18 protein-coding genes are annotated in these 20096 nt (G+C 42.4%); 4 read left to right on the top strand and 14 right to left on the bottom strand.

All coding sequences use genetic code 11. From position 1 onward, the window contains the following. Positions 1 to 107: 107 nt before the first annotated feature. From GGD38_RS24730 to rsfS, 7 genes are all read right to left on the bottom strand, one after another. On the bottom strand, positions 108 to 1190 hold the full coding sequence (locus tag GGD38_RS24730; RefSeq protein WP_375296921.1) for a mechanosensitive ion channel family protein: 1083 nt from the start codon (positions 1188 to 1190) through the stop codon (positions 108 to 110). Between the two features lie 91 nt (positions 1191 to 1281). Beyond that, positions 1282 to 2076 (bottom strand): hypothetical protein, encoded by a 795-nt coding sequence (locus GGD38_RS24725; RefSeq protein ID WP_375296922.1) that lies wholly within the window; start codon positions 2074 to 2076, stop codon positions 1282 to 1284. A gap of 29 nt (positions 2077 to 2105) precedes the next feature. After that, entirely contained in the window at positions 2106 to 2888 is a 783-nt protein-coding gene (locus GGD38_RS24720; RefSeq protein ID WP_375296923.1) for a UDP-2,3-diacylglucosamine diphosphatase, read from the bottom strand. 369 nt (positions 2889 to 3257) lie between these two features. After that, on the bottom strand, positions 3258 to 3686 hold the full coding sequence (locus GGD38_RS24715) for a gamma-glutamylcyclotransferase (protein WP_375296924.1): 429 nt from the start codon (positions 3684 to 3686) through the stop codon (positions 3258 to 3260). 13 nt (positions 3687 to 3699) lie between these two features. Then, entirely contained in the window at positions 3700 to 4335 is a 636-nt protein-coding gene (locus GGD38_RS24710) for a lactate utilization protein C (protein ID WP_375296925.1), read from the bottom strand. An 8-nt stretch (positions 4336 to 4343) separates the two neighbouring features. Further along, positions 4344 to 6401 (bottom strand): ATP-dependent zinc metalloprotease FtsH, encoded by a 2058-nt coding sequence (gene ftsH, locus GGD38_RS24705; RefSeq protein ID WP_375296926.1) that lies wholly within the window; start codon positions 6399 to 6401, stop codon positions 4344 to 4346. Positions 6402 to 6537: 136 nt separating this feature from the next. Next, positions 6538 to 6939: a ribosome silencing factor gene (rsfS, locus tag GGD38_RS24700; protein ID WP_375296927.1), complete on the bottom strand. Its 402-nt coding sequence runs from the start codon at positions 6937 to 6939 to the stop codon at positions 6538 to 6540. Between the two features lie 200 nt (positions 6940 to 7139). Between rsfS and GGD38_RS24695 the strand changes: the two genes are divergently transcribed. After that, positions 7140 to 7886 (top strand): biotin--[acetyl-CoA-carboxylase] ligase, encoded by a 747-nt coding sequence (locus GGD38_RS24695; protein WP_375303899.1) that lies wholly within the window; start codon positions 7140 to 7142, stop codon positions 7884 to 7886. 354 nt (positions 7887 to 8240) lie between these two features. Here the strand turns inward: GGD38_RS24695 and GGD38_RS24690 are convergent, their stop codons facing one another. From GGD38_RS24690 to GGD38_RS24675, 4 genes are read right to left on the bottom strand one after another with little or no spacing between them, the layout of a single operon-like run. Then, complete coding sequence (locus GGD38_RS24690) at positions 8241 to 9128, bottom strand: DUF5777 family beta-barrel protein (protein ID WP_375296929.1); 888 nt, start codon at positions 9126 to 9128, stop codon at positions 8241 to 8243. Between the two features lie 30 nt (positions 9129 to 9158). Continuing rightward, on the bottom strand, positions 9159 to 9725 hold the full coding sequence (locus GGD38_RS24685; RefSeq protein ID WP_375296930.1) for a YceI family protein: 567 nt from the start codon (positions 9723 to 9725) through the stop codon (positions 9159 to 9161). 34 nt (positions 9726 to 9759) lie between these two features. Continuing rightward, positions 9760 to 10203, bottom strand: coding sequence for a hypothetical protein (locus GGD38_RS24680; protein WP_375296931.1), 444 nt, complete (start codon positions 10201 to 10203; stop codon positions 9760 to 9762). 14 nt (positions 10204 to 10217) lie between these two features. Continuing rightward, the gene (locus GGD38_RS24675) at positions 10218 to 10571 is read right to left on the bottom strand and encodes a hypothetical protein (RefSeq protein ID WP_375296932.1); all 354 of its coding nucleotides are present in this window, start codon (positions 10569 to 10571) and stop codon (positions 10218 to 10220) included. A gap of 720 nt (positions 10572 to 11291) precedes the next feature. Between GGD38_RS24675 and GGD38_RS24670 the strand changes: the two genes are divergently transcribed. Beyond that, positions 11292 to 12506, top strand: a complete 1215-nt coding sequence (locus GGD38_RS24670; RefSeq protein WP_375296933.1) for an ROK family protein — start codon at positions 11292 to 11294, stop codon at positions 12504 to 12506. 300 nt (positions 12507 to 12806) lie between these two features. Here the strand turns inward: GGD38_RS24670 and bcp are convergent, their stop codons facing one another. Continuing rightward, entirely contained in the window at positions 12807 to 13265 is a 459-nt protein-coding gene (gene bcp / locus GGD38_RS24665) for a thioredoxin-dependent thiol peroxidase (RefSeq protein WP_375296934.1), read from the bottom strand. Between the two features lie 21 nt (positions 13266 to 13286). Next, positions 13287 to 14993 (bottom strand): M23 family metallopeptidase, encoded by a 1707-nt coding sequence (locus GGD38_RS24660; RefSeq protein WP_375296935.1) that lies wholly within the window; start codon positions 14991 to 14993, stop codon positions 13287 to 13289. 457 nt (positions 14994 to 15450) lie between these two features. On the opposite strand from GGD38_RS24660, the gene GGD38_RS24655 reads away from it, so the two are divergent. Together GGD38_RS24655 and carB are read left to right on the top strand one after the other, a co-directional pair. Continuing rightward, a complete protein-coding gene (locus GGD38_RS24655; RefSeq protein ID WP_375296936.1) occupies positions 15451 to 15666 on the top strand; it encodes a hypothetical protein in 216 nt (71 codons plus the stop codon). Positions 15667 to 16219: 553 nt separating this feature from the next. Continuing rightward, positions 16220 to 19042: a carbamoyl-phosphate synthase large subunit gene (gene carB / locus GGD38_RS24650; RefSeq protein ID WP_375296937.1), complete on the top strand. Its 2823-nt coding sequence runs from the start codon at positions 16220 to 16222 to the stop codon at positions 19040 to 19042. A 52-nt stretch (positions 19043 to 19094) separates the two neighbouring features. Here the strand turns inward: carB and GGD38_RS24645 are convergent, their stop codons facing one another. Continuing rightward, positions 19095 to 20090, bottom strand: a complete 996-nt coding sequence (locus GGD38_RS24645; RefSeq protein WP_375296938.1) for an acyltransferase family protein — start codon at positions 20088 to 20090, stop codon at positions 19095 to 19097. Positions 20091 to 20096 lie beyond the last annotated feature (6 nt).

Genomic DNA, 20096 nt, shown 5'->3' with positions numbered 1-20096 from the left:
CATTTAAAATAATGGCCATCACTTTAAATGTAAAAGTCATTGAATTAAGAATAATCTATACTATTTCAATTGTAAATAGGTTTAAATTTAAAACTATTTAGTCTAAATCAAGCCTTTACACCAGTTTCTTCTTTAGTAGCCAGCCTGATGTTCATTTCCTCCATCAAATTGATCAGTGAAAGATTTACCTGCTGACGCAAGTCGTTGAAATCGGCCACAGGAATAGGCGCCGAGAAGAATTCGACATGTATAACAAACGCATTTTCGAGAATATCAGAAAGGAACACTGTAGTTGCTTCAACCTGGTCTTTGCGTTGGCTAATGTTATTCTTTACCCGTTGCACAAATTGATTTACCGAAGCATGCGGCGTTTCGGCATGCAGCTTCAATTGCACAAAGGCCCGGCGTTGTGTACGCAGTGAAAGATTATCAAGTATACTGTCAACCATTTGTTTGTTGGGAACAGAAACATATGTTTTTTGATCGGTACGAATACGGGTGCTGCGCAATCCGATCTTCTCCACGGTACCTGTTATATCATGCACTTTTACCTGATCGCCCATTGTAAAAGGCCGGTCGAAAAAGATTATAAAAGAAGCAATGAGGTTCTCTAAACTTTCGCGGGTAGCCAGGGCAATGGCGGCAGTAGCAATACTAAGCCCGGTTAACAGGTTGCTGATGTTGTAATGAAAGGCAAATTTCAGGATCAGCAATATGCCAAAGATCACCAGCACTACTTTAAAGAAATCTTTAAAGAAAACGATGAGCTGGTTATCGGCAGGATCGGCTGTTTGATCGGCGCGGTGATGCAATATCATGGTCACAAAATCCATGATGCGCAACAATAACCATATGAATACAATGATGAGTACTATAACAGAAATGGCATCAACAAACTCATGCACATTGGCCTTGTAAATATCAACATTCAATAATTTGGGGAAAGTCAGTTTGTCTAACGAGATCAAACTTGCCAGTACAAGCAAAAAAACTTCGAGCGGCGAAACAACCAGTTTTACAAACGTTTTTTTATCAACGCCACGCACTACACGCTTTATTATTAAAAATAATAACCCGGCTACATAACGCGATAAATAACGTTTCAAAAGAAAGATCAGTAACAAGGTCCCTGCTACTATAAGGTAGCTTCTTATAGTGTTGTCAAGAAAGATATAATCTAAAAATCCCATTCTAAATAATTCAGTTGCTTTTTACTTTTTCAAAGTTAAAAACTTTAAAAAAGTATACTTCTATAAAAAATTATAATCTTATGAAAAGCGATCATCTATAGGAAAACACTTCTAACCGGGTGTTACGCAACACATACAGGTTACCGGGTGTGATCTTTATTTTTTGTGCATCCCGCATGGCTACGGGAATTGGGTAGTTTTGCAGGTTCAATGTACCGGGTTCATAACGATACAACATATTGGCATCCCGGCCAAACATCGCATTCCCAATAACAGTGAAGTCGGTCCAGCCCTTTAGCTGTATGCGGTTTTTAAACCCGCCATAATAATCTAGAAGATAAACACCTTTCAATGAATCGTATAGATACACTAACCGGTTTTGATCGACTAAAAACTGGGGCGATGGCGCTGTATCAACGATCAACCTGAAATCGGTTGACTGATCTAAAACCCGGCCATCTTCACCAACCCGTTTCAACTTGCTTTCCAACTCATCATATACCCAAATATTATTATCATAACTCTGCCCAATGGCATTTACCTGAAACAATTGTTGTTTTCGAAGATCTATTGTTGCCCGTGTGTTCAAAAACCGGTCCAAAACAACGATGGTACCAAAGTCGCGATAGAAGAGCAATACCCGTAATGGATTGGTAACATCTATCAAATACAGTTTACCGTATTGACGTATATTGTTGAACACAGCAATGGAATCACCCGCGGGGCCCATTTTCTTTATTTGCCCGGTGTTGCTTACAACATACAGGTTACCGAGATTATCAACAGTAAAATCAGTAACCTGCTCACCGGCAATTTTATTGAATACAAAAAACGTGTCGGTTGTTTGTGTGATGGTTTGAGCAGAACCTAGTTGGCTGCAAATCAAAAAAGCGGTTAATATGATAAATGACCGGTTCACTGATGGCGAACGATTTTGTTTTCCAGTTCAGGATAACGGCTTTTGAGCTGTAATTGTTGTCCGTCAAAAACGGCGTAGGTATAATAGCGGATCCAGTCGCCCAGATTAATATAACGGCTGCCCCCTTTCAATGCAAAATCTATTGGCAGGTGCCGGTGACCAAACACCAGGTAATCGTAATGTTGTTCTTTCAGAATGTCTTTGCAATAAGTTATCAGCCACTCTCCTTCTTCGCCATAGAACTTATCATCGGCAGAACCGGTTACAGTACGGCTTCTGCGGCTCATATAATTGGCAATGCCCATCCCAATATATGGCGGAAGAATACCAAATAACCATTGACAAATTGGGTTGCGAAAGATCTTCTTCATCATCTTATATCCATGATCGCCGGGACCGAGCCCATCGCCATGGCCAACCCAAAACTTTTTATTATTGAATTCGAATGCGCGGGGTTCAAAATATACGGGAATGTTCAGCTCTTTTTGCAGGTAATCTCTCATCCACATATCGTGGTTGCCTACGAAGAAATGAATAGGAATGCCTGAGTCGGTTATTTCGGCTAGCTTTCCCAGTAAGCGAACATAACCTCTTGGTACAACAGTGCGGTATTCGTACCAAAAATCGAACATGTCGCCTACAATAAAAATAACGGCCGCATCATTTCTTATCTCTTCAAGGAATGTAACAATACGCTTTTCACGTTCCAGGCTTGTTGCAGCATCGGGAACGCCTAAGTGAAAGTCGCTAAGGAAGTATATTTTTTTATTAGGATTCACTTACTTAAGTTCTGCTTTTCGTTTTTTAGGAAATTTTCGGCAATCGTGAATCGGCAATCGGCAATAGAGTCTGAAACTTCTGCCCTCGCTGGTCGTGAAACGGCAAACGTGAAACGTGAAAGGGTCGTTTAAATTTAAAACTCACATAAATCGGCAAATGGCCCCCTCCCCAGGCCCTCCCCCGGTGGGGGAGGTCACTTTATAGGTCAATTTTTCATTATCAACTTTTCAATTGCCTATTAACCTTTTCAACTTGCCTCTATCACCTCTATCAACATATCAACTTTTCAACTCCTCGTCAACTCGTCAACTTGTTAACTCGTAAACTGTATTCCATTATCACATTAGCACATTATCAAATTATCACATTCACCTCCCAATCCCCATCTTATACGCAACAAAATCACCCGACTCTATACGAGTACGATCAGTGATCTCTCTGTTATACCAGTACATCCAGGCAACAACAGTTGAGTTCTTAAACAACACATGCACGGGCTCTCTTCTGAACAAAGGTACTTCGCCAGGCTCAACGATGAGGCCTTCATAATCATCGATCACTTCCATAGCCTTGTCAAACTCATCAACATTGGCAATATGGTATACTTCGCCAACGATCAAATGATCTTCTTCTGTACAGGGTATTGCGCCGGGATATTCGCCCATATCGTATAAGTTGCCCTGTATGGAACCCATTCCATCGAATACGAAATACCGTGTTATATGCGACAGTATTGGGTTAAGCAGTCCACTTCGCAGTGAACCGTAAACAAACAGCCTATAAATGTTGGGTTGCATGTGTAGGGTGAAACTATTGATCAACTAGAAATACGTATACTTCTTTTGGACCATGTATGCCTACAACCAGCGTTTTTTCAATATCTGCTGTGCGGCTGGGACCTGTTGCAAATGTAATTAACGAGGGAAGATTGCCTGCGTATTTTTCCCTGGCTTTCAACAATGCATCTTTTACATCATACACCAGCTGGCTGGTATATGCAATACAAATGTGAATGGGTGCATAAACGCTGACCGTGCGGCCGCTTTCCTGTGCTGCCGACATTACAATACTGCCGGTACGTGCAACCAGCCATTCGCAAGTGGTGATGGCGGTATCGCAGGAAGCCAGGTCGTTGTGGGAGTAATTCGTGAATTGATTTTCGGCCAGTATTTTTCTCAGGCCTTCTTCTCTACAGTATATTTTATCCCATTTGTTGTTTGTGGCAATCATGTTAAGCTGGGCTGCCAGCTCTTTATGGTTCATGCAAAAAACAAATTTTCCCTGCAGGCTGGTAAAACGTTGCGCAAATTCAAGTTCCAGGTCCTGCTTAGAAGGTTGATATACTGAACTGCTGCCTTCACTTTGCGGAAAAGGGAGAGGCGTTGAGTTATTCAACGCCTTCCTTATTTTCTTTAATATATTTTCTTTTGCCGGAGAAACATTCATACTAGCAATTATGTAGCGGGGTGATTGGTTACATTACTGTCGTAAGGAGGAACGCCTTCGCTGATGGCACCTTCGGCATGACCCTGGCCATCTACATCGAGCGTTTTCTTATCAGTGAATGGTCTTTTACCGATCAATGCCTCTACATCACTTTGGAACAATACTTCTTTTTCGAGCAGGGCTTCGGCAAGTTTTTCAACCTGTCCCCTTTTCTCGGTAAGTAATTGTTTTGTTTTGTCGTATGCTTCATCGATCAGCTTACGAACTTCTTCATCAATGATCTTAGAAGTTTCCTCTGAGTATGGCTTGGTAAATGAATTTTCTGCAGAAGGATCGTAAAAGCTTACGTTACCTACTTTTTCATTCATACCATACACAGTAACCATCGAATATGCTATGCGGGTAATTTGCTGTAAGTCGTTTTGTGCGCCGGTAGATATTTTATTGAAGAAGATATCTTCACTTGCGCGACCGCCGAGCGTCATACATATTTGGTCCATCAACTGATCGGTATTGTACAGGTACTGCTCTTTTGGTGTATACTGTGCATAACCTAAAGCGGCAACACCTCTTGGTACAATTGTTACTTTCAGTAATGGGTAAGCATGTTCCAGGAACCAGCCGCAAATAGCGTGACCAGCTTCGTGGTATGCGATAATACGTTTTTCGTCGGGAGAAATGATCTTGTTCTTCTTTTCCAAACCACCGATCACCCGGTCAACCGCATCCTGGAAGTCGTCCATTTCAACGGATTGTTTGCCTTTACGGGCAGCGATCAGCGCAGCTTCGTTACAAACGTTGGCTATATCGGCGCCGGCAAAACCAGGAGTTTGTTCGGCCAGTTTATGAATATCTACTTTTTCTGAGATCTTGATCGGCTTCAGGTGCACTTTAAAGATGTGCTCTCGGCCTTTAAGATCGGGTTTGTCTATTGAGATCTGACGATCGAAACGGCCCGGGCGTAACAACGCGCTATCCAGTACATCGGGGCGGTTGGTAGCAGCCAGTACAATGATGCCGCTTTCGCCGCTAAAACCATCCATTTCAACCAGCAACTGGTTCAGGGTGCTTTCTCTTTCATCGTTGCTCATGATGGCGTTCTTACCACGTGCGCGGCCGATGGCATCAATTTCATCGATGAAAATGATACAAGGCGCTTTTTCACGGGCTTGTTTGAACAGGTCACGAACACGGCTGGCACCTACCCCAACAAACAGCTCAACGAAATCACTACCGCTCATGCTGAAGAAAGGAACCTGTGCTTCACCTGCCATGGCTTTTGCCAACAGGGTTTTACCGGTTCCGGGAGGCCCCACCAGCAATGCACCTTTGGGTATTTTACCACCCAGTGCTGTATATTTCTTTGGATTCTTTAAGAAATCAACGATCTCCATTACCTCAACCTTAGCTTCATCGAGACCAGCTACATCTGAAAAGGTAATGTTCACTTTAGTGCCTTTATCGAAAAGAGTTGCCCTTGATTTACCAATATTGAAGATGCCGCCGGGGCCACTGCCGCCAGAGGCGCCGCCACCCATTTTACGCATCAACATTACCCAGATAAGTACGATAACTACCAGTGGTAAGAGGAATTGAATGATAGAACCAAACCATTCACCTTCCTGAATAGGAATGTTTGCAACTTTTTCAATTTCGGGGCGCGCTTTGTAGTGCTCATCGAGCTTTTTATCAAACTCTTCGGCTTTAATTACCTTAAACTCAAAATGGGGTCCTTTGTCACCAACACTTGGCCAGTTTTTAGAAAGCTGGTCTTTGTATTTAGGTAACTTGTCTTTCTTGATAAAAACGCGAACTGTATTCTTGTTGGTAACTGTATTAAGCTTTTCTACATCGCCATTATCCAACATTTTGTAGAACTCGAGATCGGTAATGGTTTTAGCATCTGGAGCGAAGGAACCAAATAATTGAAAGCCTACTAAAACTGCAAAGATGATTGCCCAAACCCAGTAAATATTGAATTTTGGACCTTTTCGCTGGCCGCCGTCATCGCGGGGACGTAAGCGAGGGAAGTTGCGGTCGTTCTGTCTTGACTCGTCCTGTGACATATATTGTTGCTTGTCCTTGGTTTTTCTAAATGAAATAATAATGATCGATGGAACCCATTTGTTCGCCTAAAAAGCTGTTAGTTAATGATTATTTCGCACAAAGCCGCATTTTAACATTAATTTTTGCAGCTCGGGCTTAATATTCTTCACCTTCAGCATCGTTCCACATTTCTTCCAGCTTGTAAAATTTGCGCGTTTCGGGCAGCATTACATGAACAACAACATTAACATAATCGACTAATATCCAGTGCGATGACTGTTGTCCTTCGCTATGAAAGGGGGTTTCTTCTACTGCTGTTTCAACATGCGCCATTACAAAATCAGCTATGGCTTTAACCTGGGTAGTACTGCTGGCTTCGCAAATGATGAAATAGTCGGCAACAGCTTCGGGAATTTTACGCAGATCCAGCGAAACAATATTGTCTCCTTTCTTCTCCTTTATGGCGTGAATGATTGCTTTAAAAAACTTTGAACTTTTCGATAATCTGGCTACACTTTTTCGCTTACGACGGGTAGCTACACTTGAAACTTGTTCCAATAATCCTGTGTTTTAATGATCAATTGTGTTTTAATTCTAGGTAGTGAGGAGCTCTGTTCTCAGACTCGATTCGCTTCCCTGACCAGGGGGAATTGACTACTGGTATTTAAAATACGAATAAATCCGCTTATAACAACATTTCTCTCCTTAAACGGTCGGTGCTAATTCATAATTTCGCACATCCCAAAAATAATAATCTTTTGTCACATCCCCCCATTGGTCATCCTTATATAATATTACCTACTGTAGACAGCACCAACAACTATGCCATGCGGCAAATACAAGCCGGATTGGCAAATCATGGCGCCACCTGGTTTGCCCTGGAACAAACTGCCGGCAAAGGTCAACGTGGAAAAAGCTGGTTAACAACCCCTAACCTCAATATCATGCTTAGCGCTGTTGTTACACCCCGTTTATTAGCCACCCGGCAATTCTGGCTGTCGGCAACAGTAGCCCTCGCCTGTTATGATTTTTATAAAAAATATGCCGGGGATGAAACCCGTATTAAATGGCCCAATGATGTGTATTGGCGTGACAGAAAGGCAGGGGGAATTTTAATAGAAAATGTATTCAGAGGCGCCGACTGGTTATATGCCGTGGTAGGCATTGGCATAAACATAAACCAGGTAGTTTTTGACCCCGCACTGCCTAACCCCGTTTCGTTGAAACAGATCACCGGTCGGGATTTTGATGCAGCTGAACTGGGCCGCGAACTTTGCCAGTGCCTGGAAAACCGCTATCAGCAATTACAGGCAGGCGGTATAGAAACCATTATGCAGGAATATCGGCAGGTATTGTACAAATTGCATCAACCTGTTACGCTTAAGAAAGGAAGCATTTCGTTCGAAACCACTATTACGGGCGTTTCAGAGAATGGCCGGCTGCAAACAAAGGATACTATGGAGCGGGAGTTTGATTTTGGGGAAGTGGAGATGATAATTAGATAATATGATAAACCGGCTGCCTGCGACAGACCGGTTTATTGTATTTATTTAGAAGTTCGTAACCTGGAAAAATAACTTACTAACTTTCCCTTCTCGCCTTGCGACTTCGCTCTATTGTTTGGCAACCTGGCTATTTAGTTTGTAATCCCACAACCTCTTTTAGTGACCCGGTTGCATTGTTTCGTATTACTTCGCAACTTTTACCCTAAAGTCGCTTACTTTGACACCAAAGTCAGCGACTTTAAGTAACCGGCTACTTACTCCCTGTTATTACGCACCTGTTCCGTGTAATCACGAACTTATAGGTTGTTATCACGAAACAATGCAGTGATATCATCAACTTTTTTGTTTTGCAACCTATTTCCTCTTTCTTATCTGAAACACTCTCGACAGGTTGAAGCCAAAACGAATATCGCCCTTCCAAAAATCATCGGTAGTACCGGTGAGGAAGGCTTTTTCGTTCATACCGGTGCTATTGCTAAAGTGTAACTGAAATACGTGGCCGCCGGTTTCAATATCAAACCCTACCGATAAAGGGTCTTTAGTGCCCGGTTCGCGGCCGGCCAGTATTGGATGATAATCCACAACAAAAGCAGTACGTTTCGATAACTTCAATCTTGCACCAATGCCTAACGCAAAGGTATTGTTCTCATCATCGGCATTGGTAACCAGGTTGCGATGTACCATTATGGGGCTCAACTGCAAGCTGAATGCGTTGCTGAATTTACGGCCAATGATAATTTCATGATAGTAGCCAACGCGCGAAGAGAAATAATTTTTACGCGATGTATCGGCCCACTTCATGGTGTGCACGGTAATACCCGAAACCCATACCAGTGAAAAAGGCAAACCATCATCTGACTGGCGAAGTAAACGGAACTTACCAAAGGCATCAAGCTCTTTATTCAATGTGCTTCTGCCCACACCTATAGTTAAATTATCGGTTAATCCATAATCGAAGCCCATACGCATACTGGCCTCGTCGAGCCCAAAGAAATTATCTGCACCATTGCTTAACAAGCCAAATCGGTGTAAAATGCGAACATCGAGCACGCCTTTTCCTAACAGCTCCATAGATTGCCCGTTTATTACCCGGGTTGATTTAAAAGCACCGGTTGACCATTGCTTTTGTTTGTTAGAAGAATCCTTCACCAGCTTTAACAGGTCTTCATCCTGTGCATATAAACTACTGCCTGCAACTATTAAGCTGAAGGTAGTAAGAAGTATTTGGGTTATTTTAGTCATATTACGTTTGGTTTTTTAATAAGGGTACTACTAACCAGCCAATGGTTCCAGGGTACAGTTTACGTTAATGGTTATATCATCAGACATGTTTTGCTGTACGGGGCCGGGAATATCAATATCATACTCACTCATAAGGATATTGAACTTGGAAGTAAGCATCAGTTTACCACTTTTAACGGTAATTTTTCCATCGGCTTCAACATCCTTTGTTTGTCCATGTAACGTGAGCTTGCCTTTTACATGCGCGTTATATGTGCCGTCTTTTGTGTAAGCTATATCGCCGTTATTGGCAATTTGCCCGCGAAATTCGGCTTTGGGATATTTATCGCTCTCCACATAATTTTCATTGAAATGTTCCTGCATCAATGCTTTTTTAAATTCAAATCCTTTCATTAAAACAGCGAATTGTATGGCGCCGGTTTTAGCATCGAGCACACAGGTAACGCTGCGATGGCTGGCTGTAATAGTTTCGATAACGCCTTTTGAAACAAAATTGATGGAGCCGCTTTTTGTGAAGTACTTATCCTGTGCAACTAATGAAGTTGCAATAAGCAACAAGCAGAAAGAAATAACGCCTTTCCTTATCTGTAGATACATTATAACAAAATTTGGGTTTATAAATAGGCGGTAATTACCTGGCAATAACGCAACGGTTCAGCTGAACATCGGACCCCAGCAAACCGGTTTCGTCTTTATTAAAGCCGGTAATAGCGCCTTTAACAGTTATTACAGCGCCGCGTTGTAATGATTTGGTGATCGCATTAGCGGTGCTGTCTAAAACGCAACGTACACTGTTCATATCGGTAGTATCGCCCAGCACAACGGTGCCGGCATTTTCGCCAGCTTCAATGCCTTTGATGGTCCCTTTTACTGATAGTATTTTATTGAGGTATTTTTTTTGGGCTGCCGCTTCATTGCTAATGAATTCCTGTATCAATGCCGATGCCTCCACTGAATAATCGGCCCTTACATCAGCAAGTCCCTGCACAGTTCTGTTATACTGGTACCAGCCATAAATAGCGGCCATTAGTATAACAACTACTATACCACCAACGATTGTTCTTTTTTTGCTCATTAAAAAAGTACTGTTTAATTATTAGGAGCGCCGGAATCAACCCAGCAACTAATAGTTTTTATCTGGCTGTCAGTAAGCGATCCGGTCTTTGGCATAAAACGAGAAACCACTGCCGATTTTATATCTACTGCAACATTTTTAATTTGCGCATATGTAGTCAGCGGGCCGGGGCCATTGGTGCTGCCGGCTGCATGACAAGTGGGAATGGCGCAACTTGATTGAATAATAGGGTTTACGTTTGTAGCAAAAGAAGTACTAACGCCTTCGCAGGAATTACCTCCTCCATACAAAAGCTCTTCCTTATCATTATAACAACCATAAAATAATAACATACTGCCTGTTAAAACGCCTGCAACTTTTTTTATCATAGAACAATAATTAAAACAGCTGTGTATACCTGTACCGAAGTAAGTATGGGTATTGTTTAAATGCCTCAGCATTGTTTTACCGGATGGGTGCCTTATCACTAATTACTATGCAGTTGTACGTTCAACCGTTTACTTTGGTTGCCTTGAAGTCATTTATATAAAAAACCCTCCCGGGCATCGGGAGGGTAACCAAACCCTAAAACTAAAAAATAACCCATAATTAAGTACACCATTTGCACGGTATACTTACCTCGATTGTATAAGCATGGTGTCATAAACACAATTCACCGGTACATATATTATATACCATATACCGTTGCAGAAGTGGCTTATACATATAATTAGATATAAGTGAATAATTGGTGTTTGAAATTGCACTCAATACTTTCACGCTCCTCAGGGTTGAGGATAGTTTACCAGCTATAAGGCTGGGTTTAGGACCGGGTTGAACCAACATGTGTAGCCTTAGATTGAGATTGCAAAAAACTATACGGCAAAGAGGGTTTTACAGTTGCCCGCTTTAATTTCTTTCAAATTATTATTGCGTTACATCGGGCAAAAGCAGTAATTTATTCTTTATATAGATGGCATGGCCCTTACATTAAAATAGAATTAAAGAAAACGGAAAATAAAAAGAGCTGTCAGGCGAATTGGGATTGGATTGTGCTTTAAAGTTCTGATACTTAACAGTAAATTTGAGAAAAGTTACAGTTACTCTACATGACGGAAAAGAATCAATTGTATAGAAAAAAGATCGTAAAGCATCTTTATTTTTCTAATATGCTGTCCTGTGCCGACCTGAGCGACAAGATCAATAAGAGTTTACCTGTTACTACCAAAATGCTGGGAAAACTTATTGAAGAAGGTTGGGTTACGGAAACCGGGTTTGCAGCCTCAACCGGTGGCAGGCGCGCCGTTATGTATTCCCTGAAGCCCGATGTGTTATATGTGGTATCGGTGGCCATGGACCAGCTTATTACCCGCATTGCCATTTTGAATATGCAAAATGTGCAGGTAACTGCCACAGAAATATTCGAACTGCCTTTAACCAGGAACCCACAGGCCCTGGTAATGCTTACCGAAAAGATTGAAGAGGTAATTAATAAATCGGGTATAGCAAAAAACAAGTTTGCCGGTATAGGTATTGGTATGCCGGGTTTTGTAGATGCCCTGCAAGGTCAAAACTATACGTTCCTGGAGCCAGAACAGGGTTCCTTAACCCAATACATTTCATCAAAGCTCAAGCTACCGGTATTTATTGATAATGACAGCCGCCTGATAGCATTGGCCGAACTGATGTTTGGCGCTGCCCGGGGTAAAAAGAACGCAATGGTAATAAATGTTGGCTGGGGCGTTGGCCTGGGTATGATACTGAATGGTGAATTGTTTCGAGGGCACAATGGCTTTGCCGGTGAGTTCAGCCATATTCCGCTTTTTCTGAACAACAAGTTGTGTAGCTGCGGCAAAAGCGGTTGTCTTGAAACAGAGACCTCCCTGCTGGTTGTAATTGAAAAAGCCAATAAGGGACTAAAAGAAGGTAAAATATCACTATTAACAGAATTGTCGGTTGACCGGGCCGAACAGGCCTTTCAGGAAATAATAAGGGCCGCCGGCAAAGGCGACAAATTTGCTGTTGAAATACTTTCCGAATCGGGATATAATATTGGCCGGGGTGTGGCCATCTTAATACATTTATTGAATCCTGAGCTGGTAATATTAAGTGGCCGTGGTTCATCGGCCGGAAGAATTTGGCAGGCGCCCATTCAGCAGGCACTGAACGAACATTGTATTCCCCGGCTTGCTTTAAATACAGAAATAGGTATCTCTTCACTTGGCTACCAGGCAGAAATTACCGGTGCTGCTGCGCTTGTTATGGAGAACTTTGAAAAAAGCGAATGGAAAAAAGAACCTGCCCAACCAGGTGCAGTGGCGTAAGGGGAGTGTTATTTAGAAATTAGCCAGAAAAAGGTAAGTAGGTTATTAGGTTAAGCACGAAGAAGAAGAACATCCATCTGATGAGGGATTTTGTAATACTTTTAAATAGTGCCCTATCTTCTTTCACAGCGCGTATTGATGATTTCGTATCCATGCTACTTCTTATTTTTCCAAAAATAGCAATATTGAAATAGTCATCATAAAGGGTATAATGGTATCCTAAAGATACCCACTAATACTAATATTATTAGTTTTCCCCCGCCTTAATTTATTGATATTAATCAAGTTATTCGGTTGCAACTAAATTGCTGCAACGATCTCTTCAGCATGTTGTTTGTTCTTTGGCCGTAAAAATATCTTACTTATAATCCCCTTTTCATTGATCACAAAAGTGGTGCGGTGAACACCCATATATTTATTACCAAACATTTGCTTTTCGCCCCAAACGCCGTACTTGTTTATTATAGCATGATCGGGGTCGGCCAGTAAAGTAAAAGGCAAACTGAACTTGGTCTCAAACTTCTTATGGCTCTTTTCATCGTTCGGACTAACTCCTAACACCTCAAAACCATTCTTCTTTAACAGCGCATAATTGTCGCGCAGGTTACAAGCCTGAATGGTACAGGTTGGAGTATCGTCTTCAGGATAAAAATAAAGCACCACTTTTTTGCCTTTAAGTTCGCTGAGCGAAACCTTTTTACCGTTCTGGTCCCTGGCGCTGAACGCCGGCGCTTTATCGCCTTCTTTAAGAGTGATCATATTATTTGCAAATAAATGGGGTTAGCGTGTAAAATTATATACTTTCTCGGTCACATTGCCTGCTTCATCCTCGGCCCGTATTTTTAACTGGTGGCGGCCCGACATACATTTTTCATCAAAAACATAAATGAAAGTCCTGCCCTTATCATTAGTAAACCGCAGCCATTTCCCATCCAGTTCGGCCCGCACGTTTTTAACCCGGTCAAAGTTATCATCCACATTGAATGCTATACGGGCGGCCTTGCTCAAATTAGCACCATCGGTAAAACCAATAGGAGCTATTGCAGGCGGTTCTACATCAACAACCAACTGAAAGTTACCAAGGTCCCTAAAACGGGCCGAAGCCCAGTTGCCCTGCCATTGCACTTTCTGCACTTCTTTTTTAGTGCCGGCAAACCATTGCATTACCGTTCGGGCTCTTTCTGCATCGGTGAGTGGCCGGGTGGGTTGAATTCGCACCAGCACAGAATCGCGAATAGGAATATAAACCGCCCCTATTGAATGAATGGAAGAAACAACCGAACTATTTGAATTAGCTGCTTTATTGTATTTAATATGTACAGAATCGAACAAACATCTCTCCCCTAGGTAAAACTCACATTCGGGGCTTTCAAAACCATCCATCATCATAGGGTAAAATTTCCTGTCGGAGGAAATGGGTATTTCCTGGTCGGCTTCATTGAACCTGATCTTATAGTTAAGGGTACTTGAGTTGCCACTGGCATCCTTTACCACTATAGAAATTGAATGCACTTCGCCATCGCTTACATCAACAACCCCATTGCCTTTGTTTCGTTTGTATATAGCGTTTGTATAACCCGGCAATTCAGACAGATGCTGCAAATAGGGACCGCCCTGATATTTGGTCTTATAATCAATATGCGCGTTCAGGTCGCGGGTATCGTTGTAACTGATATTATCCATTCTAAAAGCAACCACCGGTTGATTGTCGACAAGCAGGGTTGATTCAAAAATGCCGTTAAGATTGGCAGACCCCGTTTGGGTATCCCAGGCGCCAATGGCAAAACTCACCAGAGGCGAGGCAACAGTTATTACCGGGGGCGAGGGCTGGTAATTGCCCACTGAAATTGCCTTTGCAGGAAACAGCCGGGGCGATTGCTCGTACACGCTACGGGTTCTGTCGTACACCGCCAAACGCAGTACCTTGGGCGGAACATTATCAGCCACCGGAAATCCGAATAAAAAAGGGTTCACATTTACATCGTCTTTTGTACGTCTAACCTCAAAATGTACATGCGGCGCCTGCGACCCGCCTGTATTTCCGCTATAGGCTAAAAAGTCGCCCTTTTTTACAGGAAAAATATCTGGGCTCAATTCGAGAAAAACCTTCCACGATTGCTGTTGATACTGTTGGTCTTTTACCCATTTTTCCAAAGTAGGATTAAATGCATTCAAATGCGCATATACCGTGGTAAAACCATTGGGGTGCACAATGTATATAGCCCGGCCAAATCCGAAGGGCTCTATCTTGATGCGACCAATGTAACCATCGGCAGCAGCATGCACCGGCAGGTTCTCCCGGGCGTTCGTCTTTATATCTAACCCCATGTGGTAATGATTGGGACGTAGTTCGCCAAAATTGCCGGCCAGCCGCATAGGAATATTAAGCGGGTTGCGAAAGTATCCCTGGGGATAGCTGGCAGGCGGAAAGATCTGGGCAACTAAACTGGTGCTGCTTAGCAATAACAATAGTGTGATTATTCTCATAGGTCCTTTTGACTTGAATGATCCAAAATGGTTACCTGATTATTGATAAAGTTGCAAAACTAAGTGGTTAGCGTATTTCGGTAAAATGTTATGCAAAAATGAAGCGAATTCATCTCATGTAAACAAGCACTAATAGCTTTGGTAATTAGCCGCTACCCATTATCCTTTAATGATAGAAAAAGTACTTTATAATGGTTTGTGAAAATGTGTAAAATTCAATATTAAAAAACTATTAAGACGGGTTACCTACCCAATGAAATTAGAATAAAATCATAGGGAAAGCCGTCATGAAATTAGAATAGAATAAGAGCGGCAACCATTACGGGTATTCATGTGTTAATTTTTAAAAAATACCCACATAGTGGTATAATTTTTATAAACATTGGAACAGCTTTTGGCGTATATAAGTTGTCTTAAAGTAGGTAATAGAAATGAATAATTTTACAAACTCGGTTTTATGAAAACGATTAGGAACAGGATGATACTTTTATTGGCTCTGTCGATCGGTACGATAGTAGGTATCTTTAGAGGAAGTGAAGCAAAACAGAAATGGGTTTTCCGTATCAAAAGTCGTTTTGATGAGAAACGTCAAATAGCCGAACAAAAGAAATTGATACGGGGCGGAGGTGTTGCACTTGATGAAGTTGAATTAGCCGCTTTTCACAACAACTGATTTACCATAAATTTCAGCCAGCAATTCTGAGCCTTTGCCGGATGGTGAAGGCTTTTTTGTATCCCAGCCCCTTGAATGGGGTAAATACAACCTCGCAATAGTTATTAATTCCTATTATTAAAAAGTTTTAAAGTCAAAGGTGAGTGCAGTTTATATGCTGTAGTGCTTACCGTCACTGTAAAAGCATTGGAGCCGAAGGCGACCACCAGGCTGAACCAGCAGCAGGTTTGCATTTAGTCGGCCATTGGCGAAGAATGAATTTCTTACCTCCTGGTTCTTGCTTCACTCCTATTGAACCCCTGCTTCCTGTAGGACCTTTATCAACTCTGTCACCAGTATCAACTTTTCAACTCCTCGTTAACCCGTCAACTACCCTCCTATTCCATTGACACTCCGCACATATTGTGTTCTTTTAAAAATAATCCCAAAAATTCCTTCCGCATCCTTACTTTTGCGCAATTTATCTGGCCGAAAAGCCGTAAAAACTGCGGTAATAAGGTTCAAGGTGAAGGTTCAACAAGGTTTATTCAAAAAAAATCGCTCTTTACTCAAAATGCCAAAAGACACTTCTATCAAGTCAGTATTAATTATCGGTTCAGGTCCCATTATTATCGGCCAGGCTTGCGAATTTGACTATTCAGGTTCACAAGCAGCCCGTAGTATCAGGGAAGAAGGAATTAAAGTAATTCTCATCAACAGTAACCCGGCTACCATCATGACCGACCCTATGATGGCTGACAAGGTTTATCTGTTGCCACTGACGGTAGAGAGCATTGAGCAAATACTGGAAGAAAACCAGATTGATGCGGTGCTACCGACCATGGGGGGACAAACAGCCTTAAACCTGGCTAAAGAAGCTGCGGAGCTGGGCGTGTGGGAAAAATACAACGTTCGTATGATCGGCGTTGATATTGCTGCTATCGATACAGCTGAAGACCGGGAAAAATTCCGCCAGTTGATGGTTAAAATAGGTGTAGCGGTTGCTCCTTCAAAAGTAGCTAACTCGCTTCTCGAAGGAAAGGAATTTGCCCAGGAAATAGGCTTCCCGCTGGTAATTCGTCCTTCATTTACACTGGGTGGAACCGGTGGCGGTTTTGTTCACGATAAATCTGAACTGGAAGCTGCCCTCGACAGAGGTTTGAAAGCCTCGCCCATACATGAGGTACTCGTTGAAAAAGCCGTTTTAGGTTGGAAAGAATACGAATTGGAACTCCTGCGCGACAAAAATGACAACGTAGCCATTATTTGTACCGTAGAGAACCTCGATCCAATGGGTGTACATACCGGCGACTCCATAACTGTAGCCCCGGCTATGACCTTAAGCGATACCGCCTTCCAGGATATGCGAAACCAGGCCATTCTGATGATGCGCAGCCTGGGTAACTTCGCCGGTGGTTGTAACGTGCAGTTCGCATTGAACCCCGAAACTGAAGAACTCATTTCCGTTGAAATAAATCCCAGGGTAAGCCGCTCATCGGCCCTGGCCTCTAAAGCCACCGGTTATCCTATTGCCAAAATAGCTGCTAAACTGGCTATTGGTTATACACTCGACGAACTGAAGAACCAGATCACCCAAACCACTTCGGCTTACTTTGAACCTGCACTGGATTACGTGATCGTGAAAATGCCCCGCTGGAACTTTGATAAATTCAAAGGCGCCAACGACACCCTGGGTTTGCAAATGAAAAGTGTAGGTGAGGTGATGTCAATAGGAAGAAGCTTTACCGAAGCCATTCAAAAGGCCTGTCAAAGCCTTGAGAACAACGCGGTTGGACTGGGCTACTATGGCAAAAGCCAAATGCATGCTGAAGAAATCGTTGAATACATTAAGACCCCGAAATGGGACCGCATCTTCCGTATTAAAGATGCCCTCATGGACGGTGTATCGGTGAGCACGATCACTAAAGCTACTCTTATCGACCGTTGGTTCATCAATGAGATCAAAAAGATCGTTGATATTGAAAAAGAGATCGCCAAATACAAAACATCTACTTTACCCATCGAACTGCTGAAAGAAGCCAAATTCAACGGCTTTAGCGATGATCAGATCTCCAAGATCATGCAGGATGGCAGCGATGAAGAAATATATGAAAAACGGAAAGCGGCAGGCATTACCCGGGTTTATAAAATGGTGGATACCTGTAGCGCCGAGTTTGAAGCAAAAACACCTTACTTCTACTCCACCTTCGAATCGGGCAACTATTCCGAAAGCAAAGTAAGCGACCGCAAAAAAGTGATCGTTCTGGGTTCTGGCCCCAACCGCATTGGTCAGGGTATTGAATTCGACTATTGCTGTGTACACGGTTTGCTGGCACTGAAAGAATGCGGTTACGAGGCCATCATGATGAACTGTAACCCCGAAACAGTGTCTACCGACTTCGATATGGCCGATAAACTGTACTTTGAACCCGTATACTGGGAACACCTGTGGGAGCTCATAGAGCATGAAAAACCCGAAGGTGTAATTGTACAGCTGGGCGGTCAAACAGCCCTGAAACTGGCTGAACGCCTGACCAAAAAAGGAGTAAAGATCATTGGTACCTCTTTCGATAACATGGATATTGCGGAAGACCGCGGCCGTTTCAGCGACATGCTGAAAGAACTGAATATACCTTATCCTAACTACGGTACAGCTTATGATGTTGATGAAGCTGTGGTAGTAGCCAATAAAGTAGGTTATCCCGTACTGGTTCGCCCAAGCTATGTATTAGGTGGACAACGTATGCGTATCGTTATCAACGACGAAGAGGTAGAAAAAGCGGTAGTAAGCCTGTTGAAACACATCCCTGGTAATAAGATCCTCATCGATCACTTCCTCGACCGCTGCCAGGAAGCTGAAATTGACGCCATTTGCGACGGTGAAGAATTTCATGTAATGGGGGTTATGGAGCACATTGAACCTGCAGGTATCCATAGCGGCGACAGTAACGCCGTGTTACCACAGTTCAACCTGAGCCCGTTGATTGTTGAAACCATGGAAGAATACGCCCGTAAGATCGCGTTTAAATTAAATATCAAAGGCCTTATCAATATTCAGTTTGCCATTAAAGATGGTAAAGTGTATGTTCTTGAGGCTAACCCACGCGCATCGCGCACCACGCCATTCATTGCCAAGGCATACCAAATACCTTACCTCAATGTGGCAACCAAGGTCATGTTAGGCGCCAATAAACTGCGCGACTTCAAATTTGTAAAACGCCTTAAGGGATATGCTATCAAAGAACCCGTGTTCAGCTTTGAAAAATTCCCTGGTGTTAGCAAAGAACTGGGACCTGAAATGAAGAGTACCGGTGAAGCCATTCGCTTTATTAAAGACCTGCGCGATCCTTACTTCCGTCAATTGTACAAAGACAGAAGTATGTATTTGAGTAAATAGTTCTTAATACCTCCAAATAAAAATCCCTCCCGAAACATCGGGAGGGATTTTTTTATATCTTCTGTTCTACCGGCTTTTGCTTATACTTTTTAAGCCAGCGTAAAATTGGCTTTTCAATATACAGATAACTGTAAACAGCTAATATGATAACTATAACAACCATTAACAGTAATACCAGCTTGTTGGTAGCATACTGAATATTAATGTTTTTAAGAACAGCTGAAATAACAGGCGTATGCAGAATATACAAGCTATATGAAGCATTTCCTAAAAGCACTAATTCTTCGGGTACATTTACCTTTCGGTGAAACTCCAGTGCGGTCAATCCCGTTATAAGCATTGCCGATGGTATTCCAAAATCAAGCAAACGCGATGTATGCATTTTAATGGGAGTAAAGAACCAGACCAATCCAATTATTGATAGCCCTACAGCCAGCCAAACGGGCGTTTTTTGATATAGCAACCATATTGCAGCACCTATAAATATCTCCAGCATAAATTCATTATACAAACCGTATATGGGTATTTGCCAGGTATGTAACAAGGGGGCTAATAATTTCATTATATTGGCTATCAGTGCCAATCCAAACAAAAAATATAAAACATATTTAAGCTTCCTGTTCATCACAACAAGGGCCATTAGGAAGTACAAATACATTTCATACCGTAATGTCCAGGTAGTAATAATGATGCTCTTGTAGCCAGGTATCAGAAAAAAGGCACGCAAAAATCCACCCCAGGTCCTGCCACTTATATCAACCATGCCTGTAACAATAAAAAGCAATAAAAAAAGCCAGTAAGCAGGATATATGCGCCCCAGCCTGTTTTTAAGGAATTCAACCAACGACGCCCAACCCGGTTTTAAGGCACATGCTGATTGTATAATAACAAAGCCGCTGATCACGAAGAAGAGATCAACGGCCCCATATCCAAATTGAAAAAGTTTTGGAAAAGAATCCTCGTTATAATTCCACCAATAAGTAATATGAAATAAGGTCACGTACAGTGCGGCGGAAAATCGTAAAACCTGAATTGACCTGAAATACATAGAAGG

The organism is Niastella sp. OAS944, from assembly GCA_024809215.1.
Lineage (GTDB): Bacteria > Bacteroidota > Bacteroidia > Chitinophagales > Chitinophagaceae > Niastella.
Note: the sequence above shows the minus strand (reverse complement) of the source record. Positions and strands in the feature narration are given on the sequence as shown.